The organism is Lentzea miocenica (assembly GCF_033949945.1).
Taxonomy (GTDB): domain Bacteria; phylum Actinomycetota; class Actinomycetes; order Mycobacteriales; family Pseudonocardiaceae; genus Lentzea; species Lentzea miocenica.
In genome coordinates this window covers 70,003-89,662 of the sequence record NZ_JAXAVW010000026.1, presented here as the reverse complement: position 1 = coordinate 89,662, position 19,660 = coordinate 70,003, and the positions used below count along the sequence as shown (strand labels likewise).

Annotated in this window: 19 protein-coding genes and 1 pseudogene; 5 read left to right on the top strand and 15 right to left on the bottom strand. The window is 69.2% G+C overall.

Annotated features, from left to right (window positions below; all coding sequences use genetic code 11):
- Nucleotides 1-2 precede the first annotated feature (2 nt).
- The 11 genes and pseudogenes from SK803_RS29395 to SK803_RS29345 form a co-directional block, all read right to left on the bottom strand.
- Nucleotides 3-1,928 (bottom strand): putative baseplate assembly protein, encoded by a 1,926-nt coding sequence (locus tag SK803_RS29395; RefSeq protein WP_319969375.1) that lies wholly within the window; start codon nt 1,926-1,928, stop codon nt 3-5.
- Nucleotides 1,928-2,329, bottom strand: a complete 402-nt coding sequence (locus SK803_RS29390) for a GPW/gp25 family protein (protein ID WP_319969373.1) — start codon at nt 2,327-2,329, stop codon at nt 1,928-1,930. Before SK803_RS29390 ends, SK803_RS29395 begins: the two co-directional genes overlap by 1 nt.
- A gap of 1 nt (nt 2,330) precedes the next feature.
- Complete coding sequence (locus SK803_RS29385) at nt 2,331-2,615, bottom strand: PAAR domain-containing protein (protein WP_319969372.1); 285 nt, start codon at nt 2,613-2,615, stop codon at nt 2,331-2,333.
- 11 nt (nt 2,616-2,626) lie between these two features.
- Nucleotides 2,627-4,396: a VgrG-related protein gene (locus tag SK803_RS29380; protein WP_319969371.1), complete on the bottom strand. Its 1,770-nt coding sequence runs from the start codon at nt 4,394-4,396 to the stop codon at nt 2,627-2,629.
- Nucleotides 4,389-5,123, bottom strand: a complete 735-nt coding sequence (locus SK803_RS29375; RefSeq protein WP_319969370.1) for a CIS tube protein — start codon at nt 5,121-5,123, stop codon at nt 4,389-4,391. Before SK803_RS29375 ends, SK803_RS29380 begins: the two co-directional genes overlap by 8 nt.
- Nucleotides 5,120-5,548 (bottom strand): phage tail protein, encoded by a 429-nt coding sequence (locus SK803_RS29370; RefSeq protein ID WP_319969369.1) that lies wholly within the window; start codon nt 5,546-5,548, stop codon nt 5,120-5,122. Before SK803_RS29370 ends, SK803_RS29375 begins: the two co-directional genes overlap by 4 nt.
- Before the next feature lie 9 nt (nt 5,549-5,557).
- On the bottom strand, nt 5,558-7,933 hold the full coding sequence (locus SK803_RS29365; protein WP_319969368.1) for a hypothetical protein: 2,376 nt from the start codon (nt 7,931-7,933) through the stop codon (nt 5,558-5,560).
- A gap of 48 nt (nt 7,934-7,981) precedes the next feature.
- Nucleotides 7,982-8,134, bottom strand: a pseudogene (locus tag SK803_RS29360) (DUF6760 family protein); the annotation flags it as partial.
- Nucleotides 8,131-8,499: a hypothetical protein gene (locus SK803_RS29355; RefSeq protein ID WP_319969425.1), complete on the bottom strand. Its 369-nt coding sequence runs from the start codon at nt 8,497-8,499 to the stop codon at nt 8,131-8,133. The pseudogene SK803_RS29360 and the gene SK803_RS29355, both read right to left, overlap by 4 nt.
- A gap of 23 nt (nt 8,500-8,522) precedes the next feature.
- On the bottom strand, nt 8,523-8,966 hold the full coding sequence (locus SK803_RS29350) for a phage tail protein (RefSeq protein ID WP_319969367.1): 444 nt from the start codon (nt 8,964-8,966) through the stop codon (nt 8,523-8,525).
- A 15-nt stretch (nt 8,967-8,981) separates the two neighbouring features.
- Nucleotides 8,982-10,496, bottom strand: coding sequence for a phage tail sheath family protein (locus tag SK803_RS29345; RefSeq protein ID WP_319969366.1), 1,515 nt, complete (start codon nt 10,494-10,496; stop codon nt 8,982-8,984).
- 238 nt (nt 10,497-10,734) lie between these two features.
- Between SK803_RS29345 and SK803_RS29340 the strand changes: the two genes are divergently transcribed.
- From SK803_RS29340 to SK803_RS29330, 3 genes are read left to right on the top strand one after another with little or no spacing between them, the layout of a single operon-like run.
- Nucleotides 10,735-12,093 carry a CBM96 family carbohydrate-binding protein gene (locus SK803_RS29340; RefSeq protein WP_319969365.1) on the top strand — a complete coding sequence of 453 codons (1,359 nt, stop codon included), beginning with the start codon at nt 10,735-10,737 and terminating at the stop codon, nt 12,091-12,093.
- 19 nt (nt 12,094-12,112) lie between these two features.
- Nucleotides 12,113-13,318 (top strand): MFS transporter, encoded by a 1,206-nt coding sequence (locus SK803_RS29335; protein ID WP_319969364.1) that lies wholly within the window; start codon nt 12,113-12,115, stop codon nt 13,316-13,318.
- On the top strand, nt 13,315-14,268 hold the full coding sequence (locus SK803_RS29330; RefSeq protein ID WP_319969363.1) for a hypothetical protein: 954 nt from the start codon (nt 13,315-13,317) through the stop codon (nt 14,266-14,268). Before SK803_RS29335 ends, SK803_RS29330 begins: the two co-directional genes overlap by 4 nt.
- A 98-nt stretch (nt 14,269-14,366) precedes the next feature.
- Here SK803_RS29330 and SK803_RS29325 read toward each other — a convergent pair whose 3' ends face one another.
- From SK803_RS29325 to SK803_RS29310, 4 genes are all read right to left on the bottom strand, one after another.
- Entirely contained in the window at nt 14,367-15,044 is a 678-nt protein-coding gene (locus tag SK803_RS29325) for an eCIS core domain-containing protein (RefSeq protein ID WP_319969362.1), read from the bottom strand.
- Nucleotides 15,025-17,007: an ATP-binding protein gene (locus SK803_RS29320; protein WP_319969361.1), complete on the bottom strand. Its 1,983-nt coding sequence runs from the start codon at nt 17,005-17,007 to the stop codon at nt 15,025-15,027. The genes SK803_RS29325 and SK803_RS29320 overlap by 20 nt, the downstream gene beginning before the upstream one ends.
- The gene (locus tag SK803_RS29315) at nt 17,004-17,630 is read right to left on the bottom strand and encodes a DUF4255 domain-containing protein (protein WP_319969360.1); all 627 of its coding nucleotides are present in this window, start codon (nt 17,628-17,630) and stop codon (nt 17,004-17,006) included. Before SK803_RS29315 ends, SK803_RS29320 begins: the two co-directional genes overlap by 4 nt.
- Before the next feature lie 85 nt (nt 17,631-17,715).
- Nucleotides 17,716-18,315, bottom strand: coding sequence for a class I SAM-dependent methyltransferase (locus SK803_RS29310; RefSeq protein ID WP_319969359.1), 600 nt, complete (start codon nt 18,313-18,315; stop codon nt 17,716-17,718).
- A 127-nt stretch (nt 18,316-18,442) separates the two neighbouring features.
- On the opposite strand from SK803_RS29310, the gene SK803_RS29305 reads away from it, so the two are divergent.
- Together SK803_RS29305 and SK803_RS29300 are read left to right on the top strand one after the other, a co-directional pair.
- Nucleotides 18,443-18,748, top strand: coding sequence for a putative quinol monooxygenase (locus SK803_RS29305; RefSeq protein WP_319969358.1), 306 nt, complete (start codon nt 18,443-18,445; stop codon nt 18,746-18,748).
- The gene (locus tag SK803_RS29300; RefSeq protein WP_319969357.1) at nt 18,748-19,656 is read left to right on the top strand and encodes an alpha/beta hydrolase; all 909 of its coding nucleotides are present in this window, start codon (nt 18,748-18,750) and stop codon (nt 19,654-19,656) included. The genes SK803_RS29305 and SK803_RS29300 overlap by 1 nt, the downstream gene beginning before the upstream one ends.
- Nucleotides 19,657-19,660: the final 4 nt, after the last annotated feature.

The window sequence follows — 19,660 nt, the reverse complement described above, 5'->3', positions numbered from 1 at the left end:
GGTCAGCCCTTCACCACCCTCACCTGGTGTCCGTAAGAGAAAGCCAGTCCGTTCGGCGGCAGATCCACCCGCTGCACCGCCTGCCCGCGCTCCCCCGTCACCAGGTTCGCCGCGAACAGCCGGACGTCCTCCACCAGCTCCACGCCCACGATCCGTTGCAGCACCGCGTAGACCTCCCCGGAGTGCACCGGCCGCCCGAACGGCCACCCGTCGCCGTCCGCGCCCCCGCGAATCGGATCGAGGTAATTCCCCAGCGCGTCCATCGCCCTGGCCCGCACGGCCTCGGTCGGCGCGCCGGTCCGTGCCTTGAGGTCCGCGACCACCGTGATCCCCTGGTAGAACGGCGGTTCGACGCTCACCCGCGCCCCCACACACCGTCGGGCGTCGAGGTGGCGCCCGATCCGCTCCAGCGTCTCCTGATCGACCTGGAGCGCCGCGAAGTTCGGTTCCTCGTGCTCCGGGACGGCCGGCACGACCAGCACGCGCACACCCTCGTCCCCTGGCGCACAACGGACCCTGGCGACTTCCGGAGCGGCCTCCCGCGCGAGGATCTCGTAGTCCTCGGCCGTCACCGCCCGATCCCGCGTCCGCAACGACAGCGGACCGCGCAGGGCCGCGTCCTCGACCGATTCCCCCGCGACACCACCACGTCCGGCTTTGCGGTTCGTCACGTTGCTGACGAACGGCACCGGATCCCGTTGCACGACCACGAGGTTGCGTGCGACGTTGCCCCGGACCCCGCCGCCGGTCCGGTACTCGGGGACGCGGATCGCCGCCGACTTCGCGGGTACGGCGCCGTAGTGCCGCAACGTGCCGTCCTGCTGGCGGACGGCCGGACCGAAGATGATCTGGCCCTCGATGTTGTCCAGCAGGAAGTGCCGGTCATCCGGGCCCGACTCGACGAACGTGGGGACCTCGGTCCACTCGTCCCAGCCGTCGGTGGTCGCTACCTCCACGGTGATCGGCGCGCCTGCGACGACCGGGGTGCGCGCGAGCGGAAACCGTTGCCCGGCAACGCCTTCCGAGACGCCGACGGTCTCGGCCTTGACCACGTCGGCGTGCACGGCCTCGATGGTGCCGCCGATCGTGGCGGCGGTGACGTCGCGGATCTTCGGTGAGCGCTGGTAGAATGGCTGGTCCTGCCACAGTTCGGCGGCGCGGCAGCGCAGCCAGCCCGCGCGTTGCCTGACCAGGATCGACGTCGTGTGGTCCGGCGGGACGTGCACGACGACGTCGCCGGACGAGTTGAAGCCGCCGTTGGTGAAGTGGTCGACCTCGCAGGCGGTCCAGCCCTCGCTGGTCCAGGCCTCCCACACCCACGGCGGGTCGGCCGGGTTGATGCCGGAGCCCATCGGTTCGCAGTCGAACCTGAGCAGCACCGCGCAGCCGGGAATCGCGGCGGACAGCCCGAACAGCACGGCGTCGCCCGGTGCCGGCTGCTCGCTGAACGCCGCCGGCTCCTTCAGGGCCTTGAGGTCGTCGGTGCGGTCGATCGGCTGGCCGTTCGCGGTGGCCGTGGCCAGGTGCGTGAGCTCGCAGGGCACGATGGTGAGCGGGCGGTCGATCGTGAACACGACCGCGTCCTCGATGCCTTTGCGCTGGGTCGCGACCTGGTTGCCCCGCGGGACCTCGACCGGAGCCGGTTGGGGTGCCGAGAGCCAGTAGGTGACGTCCACGCGTGCGGCGGTCGGGGCGAACAGCTCGACGCCGATCAGGTCCAGGAACTTGAGGTAGTGCAGTCGCGGCACGCGGTTGAGCCGGTACATCAGCTCGTCGACCATGTGCGCGAAGGCCTCGATCAGCGTGACACCGGGGTCGGAGACGTTGTGGTCGGTCCACTCCGGACAGTGCTGCTGGACGCGGCGCTTGGCCTCGTCGACGAGCTGCTGGAAGCGCCGGTCGTCCAGGTTCGGCAAGGGAAGCGGCATCACGCACCGTCCTCGTGCGGCGGGATGACGTAGAACGGGAAGACGAGGTTGCGCGGGTCGTTGGTGGTGCGCAGGGTGTAGCGGATGTCGATCAGCAGGGTGCCGTTGTCGGCCTCGGCGAAGTCGACGACCACGTCGGTGACGTCGACGCGCGGCTCCCACCGCTCCAGCGACTGCCGCACCTCGTAGGCGATCTGCCCGGCCGTCGTGGAGTCGGCGGGCGCGAACACCAGGTCGTGGATCGCGCAGCCGAACTCGGGCCGCATCGGGCGTTCCCCCGGCGCGGTCGCGAGGATCAGCCGGATGCTCTCCACGATCTCGCGGTCGCCGCCGACCAGCGCCACCGAGCCCGTCGCGTCGGTGCGGACGGGAAAGCTGAGGCCCCTGCCGATGAAGTCCACTTCACCCTCCAATGAGGACGGTCGGAGCGCCGGGTGGCAGGATCGGCGCGCCGCAGCCGCTCATGTCACCGACGCGGGCCGCGGGCTTGCCGCCGATCAGCACGGTCGGGCACCCCGGCGGGATGATCGGCGTCGGCGGGTGCACGGCGGGCGGCGGGAACGAGCACGCGTGCATGTCCCCGACCGTCGCCGCCGGCTTGCCGGCGATGAGCACGGTCGGCACACCGGGCCCGGTGATGACGCCGGGATGCCCGGTCAGGTCGCCCATTCTCGCTGCGGGTGGCATGTCCCGTTCCCCTAGTTGATCTTCACGATGGCGCCCTTGACCGTCAGCGGGCCACTGGCCGTCACCTCGGTCTGCGCCTGACCGGCGATCTTGACCTGGGCGCCTTCCGCCTTGAACTCGGTCTGCGCCTTCACGGTCACCTTCTGGCCCTTGAGCTCCAACGGCCCGGTGCCGGCGTCGACGGTGATGCCGTTCTGCGCCTTGACGGTGATGGACTTGCCACTGGTGATCTCGATGTTCTGCGCTTTCTGGTCGAGCTTGACGACGAACTTCCCGTCACCGCTGGAGATCACGACACCGTCGTCCTCGACGAACTCGACCTTGTGCCCCTTGCGGCTCACGAATCCCCTGGCCGCGATCTCACCGCTGGCACCGTCGACCGGCGGTTTGGTCAGCTTCGGCGGCTTGTCCCTGCCGTTGTGGAGGCCGCCGAGCACGTACGGCGCGTCGAACTCACCGTGCTCGAAACCCACCAGCACCTCGTCGCCGACCTCCGGCAGGATCATCGTGCCGCGGTTCGCGCCGGCACCCTGTTGCACGGTCCTGGCCCAGACGCTGGTGAAGTCGTTGGCGAGCCACGGGAACTTGACCTGGACGCGGCCGAGTTGCAGCGGGTCCTTGGCGTTCGTGACGATCGCGGGGACGAGTCCGTTGAGCTGCTTGGTCTTCGTGCTGTGGGCCAGTCCGTAGAGCGAGCGTTCCTGCCTGCCGGAGACGGTGAACTCCGTGGTGTAGCCGACGTGTTCGGCGAACAGGTGCCGGGTGCTGGTCAGCGTGTACTTGCCCTGGAACGGCTCGCCGACGTTGGTCAGCGCCACCGCGGTTCCTGCCTTCAGTTCGGGGTTTCCCTTCGCCACGCCGGTGAGTTCGGCGCAGGAACCGCCGAGCTGTGCCGCGAGCGCTTCCGCCGCCGTCTTCGCTTCGGCGTGCGTCCGGTAGGGCAGCCCGGCTTCGAGGTGGGGCGGTGCCTTGAACTTGCCGGCGAGCTCCACCGGGTTCGCCTGCGGCACCTCGACTCCCGCCGTGTTCGGGATGGCGGTGGCGAGCACCTCCTGCTTGTTCTCGAAGTCCCAGCCCCTGACCTGGACCTCGGGAACCTGTCCCGCGGTCGTGATGCCGGCCCGCAGCGCCACGAGGGTGCTGTGCATCTCGAGGACGAGCGGGTTCGTCTGGGCCTTGGCGTTGGCTTTCGGCGCGGTCGCCGGTGGTTCAGGCAGCTTGAAGTCGAGCTTGCCCTCGCGGACGGCGATCTGCGCGCCGACCGTGCGCGCCAGCCGGCTCAGGAACTCCCAGTCGCTGACGTTGTCCTGGCTGAGCTGCGTGTCCGGCCGGCCGCCGAACCCCGGCACGTTGTCGATCTCGCCCGGCTTGATCTTCGCGCGTTCGGCGACCTTCTTCACCACGTCGCTGACCGTCATGTTCGGATAGACCGCGACCCTGGTGCCGCGGAACAGCCGATGCGCCTCGTCGTAGCCCCGGACCTCGGTGAACGTGCCCTGCGCGTCCAGCTCGACACCGACCGCCGTGATCTCGCCGCTCATCAACAACTTCGCCGCGCCGGGGTCGGCCGTCTGCACCTTCAGCGCGGCCTTCGCGCCGATGGTGAAGCGGCCCTTGGCGAGCACGACGTGGCCGGGATCGCGGAACCGGAGCACGAACATGTCCGGCAGGTTCCGGCTGTCGTCGACGTAGGCGTAGGTGAGCAACAACTTGACGTCCGCTGGCAGCGGCTGGCCCTCGACCTCGACGACCAGGTTGTTGGCGAAGCTCTCGTTAGCCATGCTGGACCTCCTCCAACGCCGGGACGAGGACCGTCGTGCCGAGCTTGAGCCGCATCGGGTCGTCGATTTCGTTGGCCTCGGCGATGTACCGCCACAACTCCGGGTTGCCGTACGCCTGGTACGCCAGGCTTTGCAGCGAGTCGCCAGCGGTCAGGGTGTGCGCGTCCCTCGCCGCGAGCGCACCGCTTGTGGGGTTCTGCCCGCCCGGTTCGCCGCTGACCTCTTCGAGGTTGACCGTGCAGACCGCCCTGACCGGCATCCCGCCGGGCGTGAAGAGCGTGTACTTGGCCGTGACGCTCGCGACGTAACTCGGGAAGGCCGTCGTGGTGCCCCACTTGAAGATGACCCACGGCGGACTGCCTTTGCTGTCCTTGCGGCTGGCCTTCGTGGGCACGGTGAGGTTGAACAGCAGCTCGACCGTCTTGATCGTCGAGTCACCCATGTCCCGCGTGGAGTCGAGGAAGATCTCCAAACTCAGCTTGGCGGGCTCGGCCCCCTTGAACTCCGGCACCCCGGCCTTCGCCGCGTTGGGCTGACTCTGCCGCTGCCACTTGGCGTTCTTGGCGAGCGTCAACTCCTTGGGGTTGAACTGGAACTCGATGTCGGTGATCCACGCCCCCGGCTTCTGCACACTGCCGCGCTTGGGCGGCTCGTACACCTTGAGGGACGCGTGCACCATCTTCTTGGACGTGGTCGCCGGCCCGGCGCTCGTGAACGTGACAGTCATCGCGCGTCCAAAAACCCGTGGTGCGCCAACTCGAGCGTCTCGGTGGCGACCTTCGTCTGCTCGGCACTCAACTGCGGCCCGGTCCACCTGACCGGGATGACCTCCGACAGAGACCAGCTGGCAATCGTCTTGCCCTCCAACGTCTTCGCCTCGATGACGGCCGTCCGGCGCTTGACCCCCGCCGCCATGCCCGAGATCCACCGAGTGATCTTCTGGCTGTCCCTGGTGACCGGCCGCGACAGCTTGACGTTGGGATACTTGATCCGCGTCGGCAACTGCCACACCATCCCGTTGTTGCCGCCCTCCTCCCGCTGCTCGATGACGAACTCGCACCCGAGCCCCTCACAGCTGTTGAACGACCCCAGGTCGTCCTTGTCCACCGACACGCTGAAGCAGACGGCGACGGCTTCCTCTGGTGCGGTCATGGCATGTCCTCACAGGTCGGTGAGCGCCCCACGACGCTCACGGTCGAGCCACAGATCGGCCTTGAGCCGGCGCAGCAGGGGGTCGTACAGCTTCCTCAGCAGCTCTTCGGGGTTCTGCGCCGACGCTTGGGGCTGGGGTGCTTCGGCGCGCTGGACTTCCGCGGTCCGCTGGACGGGTTCGGCTGGTGGTGGGCTGGGGGCCGGGTCCGGGGTGCGGAGCAGCACCGGTGCGGGGTCTGGGGTGGGGAGGGTGACGACCGGCAGGGCCGCGGCTGGTTGTGCTGGTGTTGGCAGCGCTGGTGTTGGCAGTGCTGCTGCTGAATGTGCTGTGGTTCGTTGCAGCGCGGCTGGGTGCGCGAGAGTTAGGACTCCCGGGGCTAGTGGTCCGGGCGCTTGGGATCCGGATGAGGCACGCAGTGCTTGGGGTGTTGTGTCGGTTCTTTGGATCACCGCGGGTTCGCCGGTTTGGGTGCTGGCCCTGTTGGGAGGGCTTTCCCGGTGGGTTGGCGAATCGACGTCGGCAGTCCGTTGGATGATCGGCGGGGCCGAGCCGACAAGGCGCTGGGCGACCGGTTCAGTGAAGTGGGCTCGGGTCAGGGTGAGTGTCGTGGCGGAGGGCAGGTCGGGTGCGGGTTGGCTGAGGGCCGTGGCGACCTGCGGTGTGGAGGCGGCGGTGGCTGAGTCGGTTCGGGCGATGACCGGAAGGCTCGGTTCACCACCGACAACGCGCTGCGCGACCGGCTCGACGAAGTCCGCTCGGCTCACGGCGAGCGGGCCAGCGGACTCCTGCGGGGTGGAAGGGATGTCGGCTGATTCGGTTCGGCCGATGACCGGCAGGCTCGGCTCACTGCCGACAAGGCGCTGCGCGACCGGTTCAGCAATGTCCGCTCCGGCCGCGGCAGACGGGCTTGGGGCGGCGGACTCCCGCGCTGCGGAAGGAGCGACGACCGGCAGGCTCGGTTCACCGCCGACGAGGCGCTGCACGACCGGCTCAGTGAAGTCCGCTCCGGCCGCGGCACGCGGACCTGGGGCGGCGGACTCCCGCGCTGCGGAAGGAGCGACGACCGGCAGGCTCGGCTCGCCACCGACGAGGCGCTGCGCGACCGGTTCAGTGAAGTCCGATCCGGCCGCGGCAAGCGGACTTGGGGCGGCGGACTCCCGCCCTGCGGAAGGAGCGGCGGAGTCGGCTCGGCCTACAACCGGCAGGGTTGGCTCATTACCGACAAGGCGCTGCGTTACCGGACCGCTGGTGTCCGGCTTGGTCGGCGGAGCCGCGCTGACGTCTGTCCCTACCTGGCCGGACGGCACCGCGGTACCGGGGTCCGCACGTGGCGGGTCGGTTGGCATGGTCGTGCTGGGATCAGCGCCGAGCTGCCCATCGCCGGAACTGGCCACAGCGGACGTCTCCGGTGCGGCCGAATCCTCGAGTCGTGCCACGACCGGCAAGCTGGGTGTGGCACCGACGAGCCGCTGCACCGTCGGCGGACTGGCCTCGCGGATGGTTGGGGAACCGCCCTGGTGGACGCCAGACACGTGGTCCGCCGCGACGGCGCTGGAGTCCACAATGTTGCTCTGGCGGACATCAGCTGTGTGCGCTGTCGGCACGGGCAACTCGATCGCTCGCTGCGCCATCGGTGGAGCAGCCTGCTGGGCCACCTCCCGGCTGGCGTCGGTGGATCGCTGGTGGTCGGCGAATCCCGCGATCGGGGCCGACGGCGAATCGACGGCATCTCCAGTCGAGGCTGGCTGCGCCGGACCCGACGGTTGGGACGTGTCCGGACCAGCGGGCCCGGTGAGCGCGGCGGTCTCGGCAGTTCGTTGCAACACCGGCGAGATCGGCTCGCCGAGACCCAGCCTTCTAGGCCGAGTCGCCGGGGCCGGGGCCGGCAGCGGCAGATCTTCCGACACGGAGCGTTGCACGAGAGCCGGACCACTCGCCGGCACGACGTCCGGGGCGTTGGCCGGGGCGCTAGCCGGAGGAGCCACGGGGGCCTCCAACGGCGCCAAGTCGGGCTCCGGTTCCACGACGCTGCGGGAAACCACCGAACCGACCGAACCCGCCGAAACCACCGGCGGCGCCTCGGCGATCCGAGCAACGACCGGTCCATCGGCGGCAGGCGCCCGGCCCAGCTCCGACTTCCAGCCGTACGACTCCGGAGCAGGGGCCGCCACGTCCGCGATCGACCCGGAAGGCTCTGCAGGACCCACCACGTGGGCCAGCGGCGCCAGGAACGAAGGGTTCTGCCACGACGCCAGCCGCGACGAGAAGGCGGAGACCGGGTTGATCAGCGGGTGCGCGGTGACGATCCGTTGCAGGGGCGGCAGCGTCCGCCAGTCGGCCCGCACCACGGGCAGCGGAGCAGAACGCCGTCGAAAGGGCCACACAGCAACTCACCTCCTCGAACCGAACCCGGAACCCGAACCCGAGCCTGAACCAGCGGACATCCGCGTGTTGATGCGGCCGATCTCCTCCACGTACCGCAGCCGCTCGGAGTGCTCCAGGTCCAAAATGGAGTCGAGCGACCAGTGGAAGTGGTAGGCGACGTACGCGACCTCCGAGTAGAGCCGGTCCGGCGCGTACGTCACGATTCCCCCAGGCGCCCGCCCGAGATGTCGACCTCGAAGCCATGCCCGCAGGAGGGGCACAGCACAGCGGACCGGGTGTGTCCCTCGCTGTTGATGCGGCGGTACATGTCCTGCAGGAAAGCCAGATCCGAAGCGAACAGGTTCTCGATGATCCCGGCGTGCACGTCCGTCACCGAGCCGATGCGGACCACCACGCGCCCCAGCAGCACGACGGTCAGGAACGCGGCGTTCTCGCGCACCCGGTCGTCCCGCAGCGGGATCAGCTCGTCGCGGGCGGTGGCCAGGCGCATGACGCCGGACTTGTGGACGGCACCGGAGTCGTCCACGTAGCCGCGCGGGAGTTCGAACGCGAACTCGGTCTGCATCACCGCGGTAGCACCGGTGCGCCTCACTCGACGTCCATCTCCTCGTAGGTGACCGTGAGCTTCTCGGTCAGCACGGAGGTGTCGCCGGCCTTCAAGGTGCCGATCTCCAACGCTTTCGGCCAGGCGCGCATGATCTTGTAGCGCTTGATGGCCACGCCCTCGTAGTCGTAGACGACGACCACGCCGTTCTTGCGGGCGGCGCCCATCTTGCCGAAACGGGAGTCCTTCACCCATTTCTCGAAGGAGTTGTCGGCGGTCAGGCCTCGGGTGAAGACGACCTCGCCCGCCTTCATGCGGCCGGGCAGCTTCTTCACGACGTACTTGCCGTCGGCCATGTTCTGCTTGAGCTCGATGACGTCCTGTTCCATCTTCAGGCCGGTCACCTCGGAGATCTGCTTGATCGTGATGCCGTCGACCTCAAGGCCGAACGAGTGGCCTACCGACGTGTCGAGATCGGGGAGTGCCATGCCGATGAACCACCTTTACTCGTTGACCAGACTGGTGCCGCCCTGCAGCTGCGCGAGACGGAAGATGACGAACTCCGCGGGCTTCACCGGCGCGATGCCGACTTCGCAGACGACCTGGCCGAGGTCGATGCCTTCCGCCGGGTTGGTCTCGCGGTCGCACTTGACGTAGAACGCCTCGTCCGGCGTCAGGCCGAACAGCGCGCCCTTGCGCCATTCCATGACCAGGAAGGCGGCGATGGTGCGGCGGATGCGCGCCCACAGCGCGTCGTCGTTCGGTTCGAAGACGACCCACTGGGTTCCGTCCAGAATGGACTCTTCCAGGTAGTTGAAGAGCCGCCGGACGTTCAGGTAACGCCACGCCGGGTCGGAGGAGAGAGTCCGCGCGCCCCACACGCGGATGCCGCGGCCGGTGAACGAGCGGATGCAGTTCACGCCGATCGGGTTCAGCAGCTCCTGCTCGGCCTTGGTGAGCTGGGTCTGCAACGCCACGGCGCCGCGCACGGTCTCGTTCGCCGGAGCCTTGTGCACGCCGCGGGTCGCGTCGGTGCGGGCCCACACGCCGGCCATGTGGCCTGACGGCGGCACGAAGATGTTGTCCGAAGTGGACGGATCGTAGACCTTGATCCACGGGTAGTACAGGGTCGCGTACTTCGAGTCGTAGCCCGCCTCGACCTGCTTCCAGTTCTTCACCTGGTCCGGCGAGAGCTCCGGCGGCGGGTCGAGGATCGCCATGCGGTCGCCCATGAGCTCGCAGTGCGCGATCATCGCGGTCTGCACGGTCTTCACGGCTTCCAGCGTGATCAGCCCGCGCTGGTAGGAGCTCATCAGGTCGGGCACCGAGACCATGGTGACCTCGTCGATCGCTTCCAGGCCACCGAAACCGGTGCGGTCGGCGACGTCGCCCACGTAGTCGTCCGCGACGACCTTGCGCGGTACGGGCGGTGGCGCGGGTGCCTCGCGCAACGCCACAGAAGCCTTGTCAGGACGCGTGGCAGCAGCCCCGGCGACCTCTTCGATCGTGATCAGCTTCGAGGCCGTGTTGACGACGGTGACCACGTTCTCCTTGCCGCGCTTGGCGGAGACCTGGTGCGTTTCGACGACCTTGCCGTTGTCCTTGACCAGCAACGCGAAGCGGTCGTCCGGCGCGTTCTCGCCCGCCGCGTCGCCGACCTCGACGGCGAGCGATCCGGCGCTGAGCTCACGGGCCGAGACCCGGTAGCCGCCCAGCTGGGCCTGCGGACCCGCGGGCAGAGCTGCGGTGGACCGCGACCCGCCGACGCGCACGACGTAGCAGTTGGTGCCGCCGTTGAGGAAGTAGCCGTAGACGGCGAGCGGCAGGTAGCAGCCCTCGGCGAAGTCGCCGAACTTCTCGGTGTACTGCGCCCAGTTCGACACCAGCGTCGCGATGTTGTAGTCACCCTTGGCCGCGAACCCGACGAACGCGGCGACGGCGGTGCCCACGCCCTCGATCGGGCGAGCACCAGCCTCCACCTCCTCGACGTACACGCCCGGCGAGAGATAGGTGGGCATCGACGGCCTCCCAAGTCGTACGGAACCCTGTACGACACATGCTGCGGCGACCTGGGAAAACCCGACACGACCACGCGACGGTGCCGGAGGGAGCCGGTGACTGCCCGAAAGGGCAGCCACCCCTGGGAGGGATTTTCCCGCCGTTCACCGAACTGCCGCCGAACGATCACCGCGCGCGAGCCGTTTGAGCCCTACCCTTCGCGACGGCCCATGTCCGCCCACCACACCGAGGACAGGCATGTCACGTCGCAGGGCTCCCATAGCCGTGCTCTCCACCGTCATCGTCACGGCGGCCACACTCACCGCCTCCACCGCTGCTCACGCGGCCACGACCACGTTCACCCCCGTTGCCGACACCTACGTCGACAACTCCGCCACCGGCACGAACTACGGCACGTCCGGCCAGCTCGGCACCGACAACTCGCCGATCAAGCGGACGTTCCTCAAGTTCACCGTGTCCGGGATCAGCGGCTCGGTCAGCAACGCCAAGCTGCGCATCCACACCGACGACGTCTCCGGTGCGGCAAGCCCGAACGGCGGCACGTTCCGGTCCACGTCCAACGTCAGCTGGACCGAGACCGGAGTCACCTGGAACAACCAGCCCGCCGTCGACGGCGCCACGCTCGGCTCGCTCGGGTCGGTCGTGCGCAACGCCTGGTACGAGGTCGACGTCACCAGCTACGTCACCGGCAACGGCACGTACAGCATCGCGATCACGTCCAGCAGCACGGACGGCGCCGACTACGACTCCAGGGAGTCCGGCACGACCGCGCCGCAGCTCGTGGTCACCGACGGCACGACGCCGCCGCCCGGCGACCCGGTGTTCGTAGGCGCCGGCGACATCGCCGACTCGGGTTCCGGTGACACCGCGACCGCCGCGCTCCTGGACAACATCCAGGGCACGGTCTGGACCACGGGCGACAACGTCTACCCGGACGGCACCGCGTCGCAGTTCAACTCCTACTACGAGCCCACCTGGGGCCGGCACAAGGCGCGCACGCGTCCGTCGCCCGGCAACCACGACTACCACACCAGTGGCGCCACGGGGTACTACAACTACTTCGGGACGCAGGCCGGACCGTCGGGACGGGGTTACTACTCCTACGACATCGGCAACTGGCACATCGTGTCGCTGAACTCCAACATCAGCATGTCCGCGGGCAGCGCGCAGGAGCAGTGGCTGCGGCAGGACCTCGCGGCGAGCACGAAGCCGTGCACCGCGGCGTACTGGCACCACCCGCTGTTCACGAGCGGTGCCAACCACGCGCCTTCGACGGCCACCAGGCCGTTGTTCCAGGCGCTGTACGACGCCAACGCCGATGTGGTGCTCTTCGGGCACAACCACCAGTACGAGCGGTTCGCCCCGCAGAACCCGACCGGCGGGCTGGACAACGCACGCGGCATCCGCACGTTCGTCGCGGGCATGGGCGGCGCGGGCGCTTACGGCTTCGGCACGATCAAGCCGAACAGCGAAGCGCGCAACACCGGCACTCGTGGCGTGCTGAAGCTGACGTTGCACAGCAACAGCTTCGACTGGCAGTTCGTCCCCGAGGCCGGCAAGACCTACACCGACAGCGGCACCACGAACTGCCACTGACGGACCGCTGGAGGCCGATGTGTACCTGTCCACAATTGACAAACCCAGGACGGCGAACTGGAAAGGGCTGAGCGGCAACGTCTTCGCGCTCGGCACGGTCAGCCTGATCACCGACGTCTCGTCGGAGATGGTGGCCGCGATCCTGCCGCTGTACCTGGTCATCGGCCTCCAGCTCAGCCCGGCCGCCTACGGGTTGATCGACGGCGTCTACACCGGCGCCACCACGTTGCTCAGACTCGCCGGCGGCTATCTCGCAGACCGGACCAACAGGCGCAAGGCGGTCGCGGGCTTCGGTTACGGGCTCTCCGCCGCGGCCAAGCTCGGGCTGCTGGCCGCGGGCAACTCCCTGACCGCGCTCGGATTCGTGATCACGGCGGACCGCGCGGGCAAAGGCCTCCGCACCGCGCCACGCGACGCGCTGATCACCCTCTCCACTCCGAGCGGTGACCTCGGACGGGCGTTCGGCGTGCACCGGGCAATGGACGGCATCGGCGCGTTCGCCGGGCCACTGGTCGCCATGGCCGTGCTCGCCGCGTCCGCCCAGTCGTTCGACGCCGTGTTCGTCACCAGCTTCTGCATCGCCACGTTCGGCGTGCTGGTCCTGGTCCTCTACGTCAAGGACCGGCCAGAACCCGTCGCTCGCAAAGAACCCCTGAAGCTCGCCCTGCTCAAGGACCCGGCCGTCCGCAAGATCGTGGCGGCCGCTTCGCTGCTCGGCCTGGTCACCATCGGCGACGGGTTCGTGTACCTGTTGCTGCAGAAGCGGGAGGGGCTGGCCTTCGGCTGGTTCCCGCTGCTCGCCGTCGGCACCAGCCTGGTCTACCTGCTGCTCGCCGCACCGCTGGGCGCCCTCGCCGACCGGGTGGGCCGGCTGAAGGTCATGCTGTGCGGCTACGGCGCGCTGACCCTCGTCTACCTGCTGCTCTTCGGACCGCTGGGCGGCTGGCCGCTGCTGGTCCTGGTCGTGTTGCTGTACGGCGTCTTCTACGCGGCCACGGACGGCGTGCTGATGGCGCTCGCCGGCCCGGTCCTGCCGGAACGCCTGCGCACCACCGGCATCGCGCTGATCCAAAGTGGACAGGCGCTCGCCTACCTCTGCTCGTCCGTGCTGTTCGGCCTCGCCTGGCAGTTCTGGAGCCCAGAGGCCGCCACCAGGATGGCCGCGGTCGCGGTCGTCCTCGCCCTGATCACCACCGCCGCACTGCTGGGACGTCGCCGCTCATGAAGAACCGCCTGCTGATCACCCTGGTCGCCGCCGTGCTGCTCGGCGGCGTCGCGGTCGGCTACACCGTGCTGTCCGGCGCTTCCCCGGACGATGCCGCGCACGCCGTCACGACGGGCACCGGCCCGCGGCTGATGATGCTCAGCAACGGCAAGCTCTCCACGGTCTCCCGCAACGATCCAGCCGGTTCGCGGGAAGTCACCGAACAACGCTGCGACCGCGTGTACGCCGCCGCCGGCACCATCTCCTGCCTGCGTCCGGTCGGGGCGTTGAAAGCAGGCGAACTGGCCGTGCTCGACAGCGACCTCAAAGAACTGAGGACCGTCCCGCTGACCGGTTTCCCGAACCGCACGCGGGTGTCCGCCAGCGGCCGGATGGTGGCCTGGACGTTGTTCGTCGACGGGCATTCCTACGCCGCCAACGGGTTCTCCACCAGCACCGGCATCCTCGACACGAAGACCGGCACCCTGGTGCAGTCGCTGGAGGAGTTCACCGTCGAGGGCATGCCCCAGCTGCCCGTGGACACGAACTTCTGGGGCGTCACCTTCACCGCGGACGACAACCGCTTCTACGCCACCATGTCCACCGGCGGCCACCGCTACCTGCTCGAAGGCGACTTCGCGGCGCGCAAGGTCCGGCCGACGGACCTGGACGACGTCGAATGCCCGTCGCTGTCCCCCGACGGCACCCGCATCGCCTACAAGGCCGCGGTCAACGGCGATCCGCAGCAGGGCTGGCGGGTCTCCGTGCTCGACCTGGCGACGAAGAGGATCACGCCGCTGGCCGAGACCCGCAGCGTCGACGACCAGCCGGCGTGGCTGGACGACAGGACCGTGGCGTACGGGATCCAGCGCGACGACGGCCTCAACGACGTGTGGTCCGTGCCCGCCGACGGCACCGGCACGCCCGCGGTGCTGGTCCCCGAGGCGAGTTCTCCTGCACCGATCAGCTGACGGCGTCTGCAAGTACTACCAACCCTTGATCGAACCGCCGCTAACTACACCCAACTCTCCCTCGCCACTCGGGGCGCGAACGCCGGAAGCAGCACTGACTACTCGGCGGCGGCTTCTTCCTCTTCCTCCGCCCGCTGAACGTAGGTCTGCGCGGTCTCTTCCTCCTCCGCAGGCGCTTCCTCGCGCTGCACGGCCATCTCGCCGTGGCTGCCGTGGTCTTCGCAGCGCTGCACGGGAGCGGCGGGCGCCGACATCATGCGGTCGGCGTTGGCCACGGCGTCCCGTTCGAACCGGTCGGACGGGTCGCTGACCTTCACGCCGGAACCGTTGTCAGTGCCTTCGACCGGCCCGGAACGCTGCTGCACAACGTGCGTCAGCTCGTGCGCCAGCATGTGCTTGCCGGAGTCCGAGGCCGGGTCGTACTTGTCGCGCTGGAACACGATGTTCGAGCCGACGGTGTAGGCCTGCGCGTTCACCGACTTCGCCGAGTCGTGCGCCGCCGACCCGGTGTGCACCCGCACGTCCGAGAAGTCCTGCCCGAACCGGCCCTCCATGTCCTCGCGCACACCGGCGTCGAGCGGTGATCCACCGGACGAGACGACGTCGCCGACGCTCGCGTTGCCCACGGCCCGTTGCAGGCCGAGCATGCCGGAGGCGCCGAGCACGTCAGGGCGTCCGGCGACGGCCGCGCGACCCATCAGGTCGGTCTCCTCGTGCGACGCCCGGTCGCCCTTGGGACGCACCGACGTCTCGTACTCATGTTCGTGCCCGTGCATCACAACCATCTCTCTCCACTGCGAGGTCGAAGTAGCGGCCGAACTCGCGCTCGCCCACCAGCCTGCCCAGCTTCCGGTACTCGCGCGCCACGGCACCGATCAGCTCGACCATGCCGACGACGTGCCCGGCCGCTGCCGCCAGATAGGCCGCGGTCACCGCCGCCGACCGGATGTGCCCGCCGGCCAGTTCGAACGACTCCGCCAGGAACTCCAGGTCCACATCGGACGATCGCGGCACCGCCCCGCCCAGGCAGCGGTCCCACAGCCCGTGGCGAAGGTCCGCGTCGGGCAACGGGAAGTCCACGATCACGTCGATGCGGCGGGTGAAGGCGTCGTCCAGGTTCGCCCGCAGGTTCGTCGCCAGTACCGCGATCCCGTCGAACGACTCCATGCGCTGCAACAGGTACGCGCTCTCGATGTTCGCGTACCGGTCGTGCGCGTCGCGGACCTCGGACCGTTTGCCGAAGATCGCGTCGGCCTCGTCGAACAGCAGCACGCCGTTGACGCCGGCCGCCTCCACGAAGATCCGCTCCAGGTTCTTCTCGGTCTCGCCGACGTACTTGTCCACGACCGTCGCGAGGTTGACCGTGTAGAGGTCGAGCCCGAGCGAGGCCGCGATCACCTCGGCCGACATCGTCTTGCCGGTCCCGGAGTCGCCCGCGAACAACGCGGTGACTCCCCTGCCCCTGCCGCCGCCGGGCCGCATCCGCCACTCGTCGATCACGCGGTCGCGGTGTTTCGCCCTGGCCGCCAGTTCGTGCAGCAGTGCCGTGACGGTCACGGGCAGCACCAGGTCCGGCCACGACACGGCCGGTTCGATCCGCCTGGCCAACCGTTGCAGCCCACCGGCGTTCTGACTGCGCGCACCCGCCCGCAGATGCGTGACGTCGACCAGCCCGTCGTCGGCGAGCGCCGAGACCGTGGCCGCGCTCGCCGCCCGGCTGATCTGCGTGGGACCCAGCACGAAGTGCGCGGTCACCTCGGCGGGGTCGACCCCCGCCGACAGCTTGCCGTCGAGTTCGCTGCGCCACAACGCCACCCGCAAGTCGAACGGCACCTGCACCGCGTCGTGCTGCAACGGCGGCATCCGCGTCCAGCGCGGTTCCCACGACCCGGACCCGTGCACGACCACCGGAATCTCGTCGTGCAGCAACGGATCGAGCGTGAAGTTCGCCTCCACCGGCCCGATGACGATCCCCGCGCCCCGCAGCAACGCCTCCCGCGTCACCGCGAGCGGATCGGTCATGCGCGCCGCGTCCACCAGCAGCGCCGGGAAGCCCGCCTGTGCCAGCGCCGCCACCGCCAGTTCCGCCGCGCCACCGCCAGGATGCTCACGCAGGTAGACCAGCCGCACGCCGCGTTCGACACCGCGCGCCAGCCGTTCCGAGCCCGGCATCAGCACCGGATCTCCCGGCAGCGTCACGAAATCGGCGAGCGAGGGGTCAGGCCGATCGTCGCCGAGCAGGTGCGCCCCGACCCGGTCCGGCACCCGCAACGACCGGCTGAGCAACGGCCGTTCGGGGTCCTCCACGGTGACGAGCCCGCAGCGGACGAGCGGGCTGCCCTGGTCGAGCCTCGCCCTCCCCCGCGCCGAGGCCTCCGCGAGCCCGCACAGCCGCAACGCCAGCCCGACCGTGGCCCGGCGCCGCGTCACGTCGTCGTTCAGGTATCCGTAGAACTGCTCGAACCTGCTGTCGACGTCCGGCGCCAGCGCCACGAGGAGCAGCTCGACGTCCACTTCGGACAGTTGCGCCTTGCGGGCGAGTTGCCCGAGCCGACCATCGGCGTTCGTCTCGGTGAACGGCCCGAACGGCTCGCGTCCGCTGTCCAGCAACGCCTCGATGACCTCGTCCGACAGGTACAGCCCGCGAAACGGGTCGTCGGGGTTCGGATCCGTGGCACGGCGTGCCGCCACGGCCATCCGGATCCGCCGCTCCAGCCCCGCCATCCGCTCGAAGATCATCGCGCCACCCGGCGCATCGAGACGCCGTCCGGGTCGACGTTGTGCCGCACGCGATCGTCCCCGGTCCGCAGCCGCATGCCTTCCTTCGCGGGCGGTCCGGCGGCGAACTTGCGCCCGGACGAAACCGGCGCCGACACCACGACGTCCAGCGACGGCTTCAGCTCGCCGCCCAGCGCACTCCACACGTCCGCGAACGCGCGATCCTCCGGCGGTGGCAACGCAACGGACATCGGGACCGGCAACGCGAGTTCTTCCAGCGTCCCGCTCAACAGGCCAGGCGGCACGGCGTCGTAGCGGATGAATCCCATGAGCAGGTCCGACAACAGCCGGTGCTCGTCCTCCGGCCGCTGCGTCCACGCCGTGACCAGGTACGACAGCTTCATGTGCCGCGGCGGCAGATGCCGTGCCGCGACCTGGCCCTGCGCGTCGTACTCGTTGAGCAGCCCGCGCTGGCGGCGTCTGATGTCCTCGCGGATGTCGTAGAGGTAGATGTTGACCGTGGGCGCGTTGCGCCGCGCGGCCCAGTCCTTGGTCGGCGCGTCGAACGCGACGTCCAGGTCGGAACCGCGCAACGCCTCGTCCCGGACCAGGCGGCGCAAAGCCTCGTCAACCTCGTGGATCACACCGTCCACGATCGCGCGCCACCGCACCGGGAACCATCAGCGCACCGACGTCCCCGCGGACACGGTTGGCTGCCCCAACGGGCAGTCATCCCAGCCGGACCGCCGTGACAGCTCCCTGGCGCCGGTGCGGGGGCTCGTCGCGCGCATGCCGTCCCGTGACGGTGAAACCGGCCTCCTCGACCACGCGGGCCAGCTCGTCGACCGGCCAGTAGTACGCGGTGATGATCGTGTGGTCGAACGGTTCGAGCTCCGGGCCCTCGAAGAACCCCAGCATCAGTCCGCCGCCGGGTTCGAGGCAGCGGGCGAACTGGGCCAGGATCGCCGGTACGTCCCGCGGGGGCGTGTGGATCAACGAGAACCAGGCGAGGATGCCGGCGAGCCCGGCGAAGTCGAGCGACTCGGCGCGGCCCGCGACGAACCGGGCGTCCGGGTAGTCACGCCGGGCCCTGTCGACGAACTCCGGTGTCGGATCCACGCCGATCACGTCGATCCCCTGCTCGTGCAACCAGTTCGTCCACTGGCCGGGCCCGCACCCGACGTCGAGGATCTGCCCGGCGGCGTGCTCGCGCGCCCAGGCGCCAACCCTCTCGCGGTCGATCGGCGAGGTGTCCGCCATGGTGCCGACGACCTCGATGTACTCGTCAGCCCGCTTTCCGTACGCCTGGCTCGTCTGTTCGGTAGTCACCCGGCAGATCATGCCGATCGGCAGGATTGGGCAAGAGATCGACAGCATCGCTCTCCCGTAACCCCTGCTCAGACTGATCTGATTGCTTCATCGCCAGAACGGCGACAGCAACGAGAGGTAGGAACAGATGAGTGTCGAGCACGGTTTCCACGCCACCCTCACCGCACGGCCCGGCAAGGGCGACGAGGTCGTCGAGTTTCTGCTCAACGCACCCTCCCTCGCCAACGACGACTGCGTGGTCTTCCTGGTCGGTCGGTCGGCCGCCGACCCGGACGTCATCCACGTGACCGAGGGCTGGGTCACCGCTGAGGCGCACAGCACGTTCTTCGCGAGCGAGGCGGCGCAGGCGTTGGTCGCCAACCTCCAGACGTTGCTCGTCGGCGAGTCGACGTACCTGGACGAGGTTCCCGTCGGCGGCAAGGCGGCGTTCTGATGACCCGCCCGGCCTTCGACCCCGAGCTGCGCACGCTGCTCGCGGACATGCCGCTCTCGACCGAACTCACCTACGAGATGCTGGTGCAGATACGGCAAATGCCGTCACCGCCGGTCAAGACCCACGCCGAACGACACGACGTGACCGTCGGCGAGATCCAGCTCACCGTCTTCCGCCCCGCGGGCCTGGAAAGCCCGGCGCCGTGCGTCTACTGGATCCACGGCGGCGGCATGGTGATGGGCGATCGCTTCTCGCAGATCGACATTCCGCTGGAGTGGCTGGAAGAACTCGGTGTCGTCGTGGTCACCGTCGAACACCGGCTGGCTCCTGAAGCAACCGGCACAACGCTCGTAGACGACTGCTACAACGGTCTGTTGTGGACGGTCGAGAACGCGGAAGCCCTGAACATCGACCCGGCGAAGCTCGTCGTGGCGGGCATCAGCGCCGGTGGCGGCCTGGCCGCCGGAGTCACGCTGATGGCCCGCGACCTGAACGGGCCCGCGATCGCCGCGCAGGTGCTGATCTGCCCGATGCTGGATCACCGCAACACCACCACGTCCAGCGGGCAGTACTCCGGCGAACCCGGTGTGTGGACGCGGGAGATGAACGAGTTCGGCTGGCGTTCGGTGCTCGGCGATCTCACCGACGTGCCCGGTTACGTGTCACCGGCATTGGCCGACGACCTGTCCGGGTTGCCCGCCACCTTTGTCGACACCGGGACCGCAGAGGTGTTCCGCGACGAGGACGTCGACTACGCGACCCGGATCTGGGCGGCCGGTGGACAGGCCGAGCTGCACACGTGGGCAGGCGGCTTCCACGGGTTCGACGCGATCTTTCCCGACGCACGGCTTTCCGTTGCCGCACGGCGTACGCGCACCGACTGGCTCGCGCGCACGCTCGGCACCTGAGCAG

What these genes read in the sequence shown, in the direction of transcription:
- SK803_RS29395 (WP_319969375.1), bottom strand. Translation starts at nt 1,928, where the DNA reads ATGCCGCTTCCCTTGCCGAACCTGGACGACCGGCGCTTCCAGCAGCTC.
- SK803_RS29385 (WP_319969372.1), bottom strand. Translation starts at nt 2,615, where the DNA reads ATGCCACCCGCAGCGAGAATGGGCGACCTGACCGGGCATCCCGGCGTC.
- SK803_RS29380 (WP_319969371.1), bottom strand. Translation starts at nt 4,396, where the DNA reads ATGGCTAACGAGAGCTTCGCCAACAACCTGGTCGTCGAGGTCGAGGGC.
- SK803_RS29375 (WP_319969370.1), bottom strand. Translation starts at nt 5,123, where the DNA reads ATGACTGTCACGTTCACGAGCGCCGGGCCGGCGACCACGTCCAAGAAG.
- SK803_RS29370 (WP_319969369.1), bottom strand. Translation starts at nt 5,548, where the DNA reads ATGACCGCACCAGAGGAAGCCGTCGCCGTCTGCTTCAGCGTGTCGGTG.
- SK803_RS29355 (WP_319969425.1), bottom strand. Translation starts at nt 8,499, where the DNA reads ATGCAGACCGAGTTCGCGTTCGAACTCCCGCGCGGCTACGTGGACGAC.
- SK803_RS29350 (WP_319969367.1), bottom strand. Translation starts at nt 8,966, where the DNA reads ATGGCACTCCCCGATCTCGACACGTCGGTAGGCCACTCGTTCGGCCTT.
- SK803_RS29345 (WP_319969366.1), bottom strand. Translation starts at nt 10,496, where the DNA reads ATGCCCACCTATCTCTCGCCGGGCGTGTACGTCGAGGAGGTGGAGGCT.
- SK803_RS29340 (WP_319969365.1), top strand. Translation starts at nt 10,735, where the DNA reads ATGTCACGTCGCAGGGCTCCCATAGCCGTGCTCTCCACCGTCATCGTC.
- SK803_RS29330 (WP_319969363.1), top strand. Translation starts at nt 13,315, where the DNA reads ATGAAGAACCGCCTGCTGATCACCCTGGTCGCCGCCGTGCTGCTCGGC.
- SK803_RS29325 (WP_319969362.1), bottom strand. Translation starts at nt 15,044, where the DNA reads ATGCACGGGCACGAACATGAGTACGAGACGTCGGTGCGTCCCAAGGGC.
- SK803_RS29320 (WP_319969361.1), bottom strand. Translation starts at nt 17,007, where the DNA reads ATGATCTTCGAGCGGATGGCGGGGCTGGAGCGGCGGATCCGGATGGCC.
- SK803_RS29305 (WP_319969358.1), top strand. Translation starts at nt 18,443, where the DNA reads ATGAGTGTCGAGCACGGTTTCCACGCCACCCTCACCGCACGGCCCGGC.
- SK803_RS29300 (WP_319969357.1), top strand. Translation starts at nt 18,748, where the DNA reads ATGACCCGCCCGGCCTTCGACCCCGAGCTGCGCACGCTGCTCGCGGAC.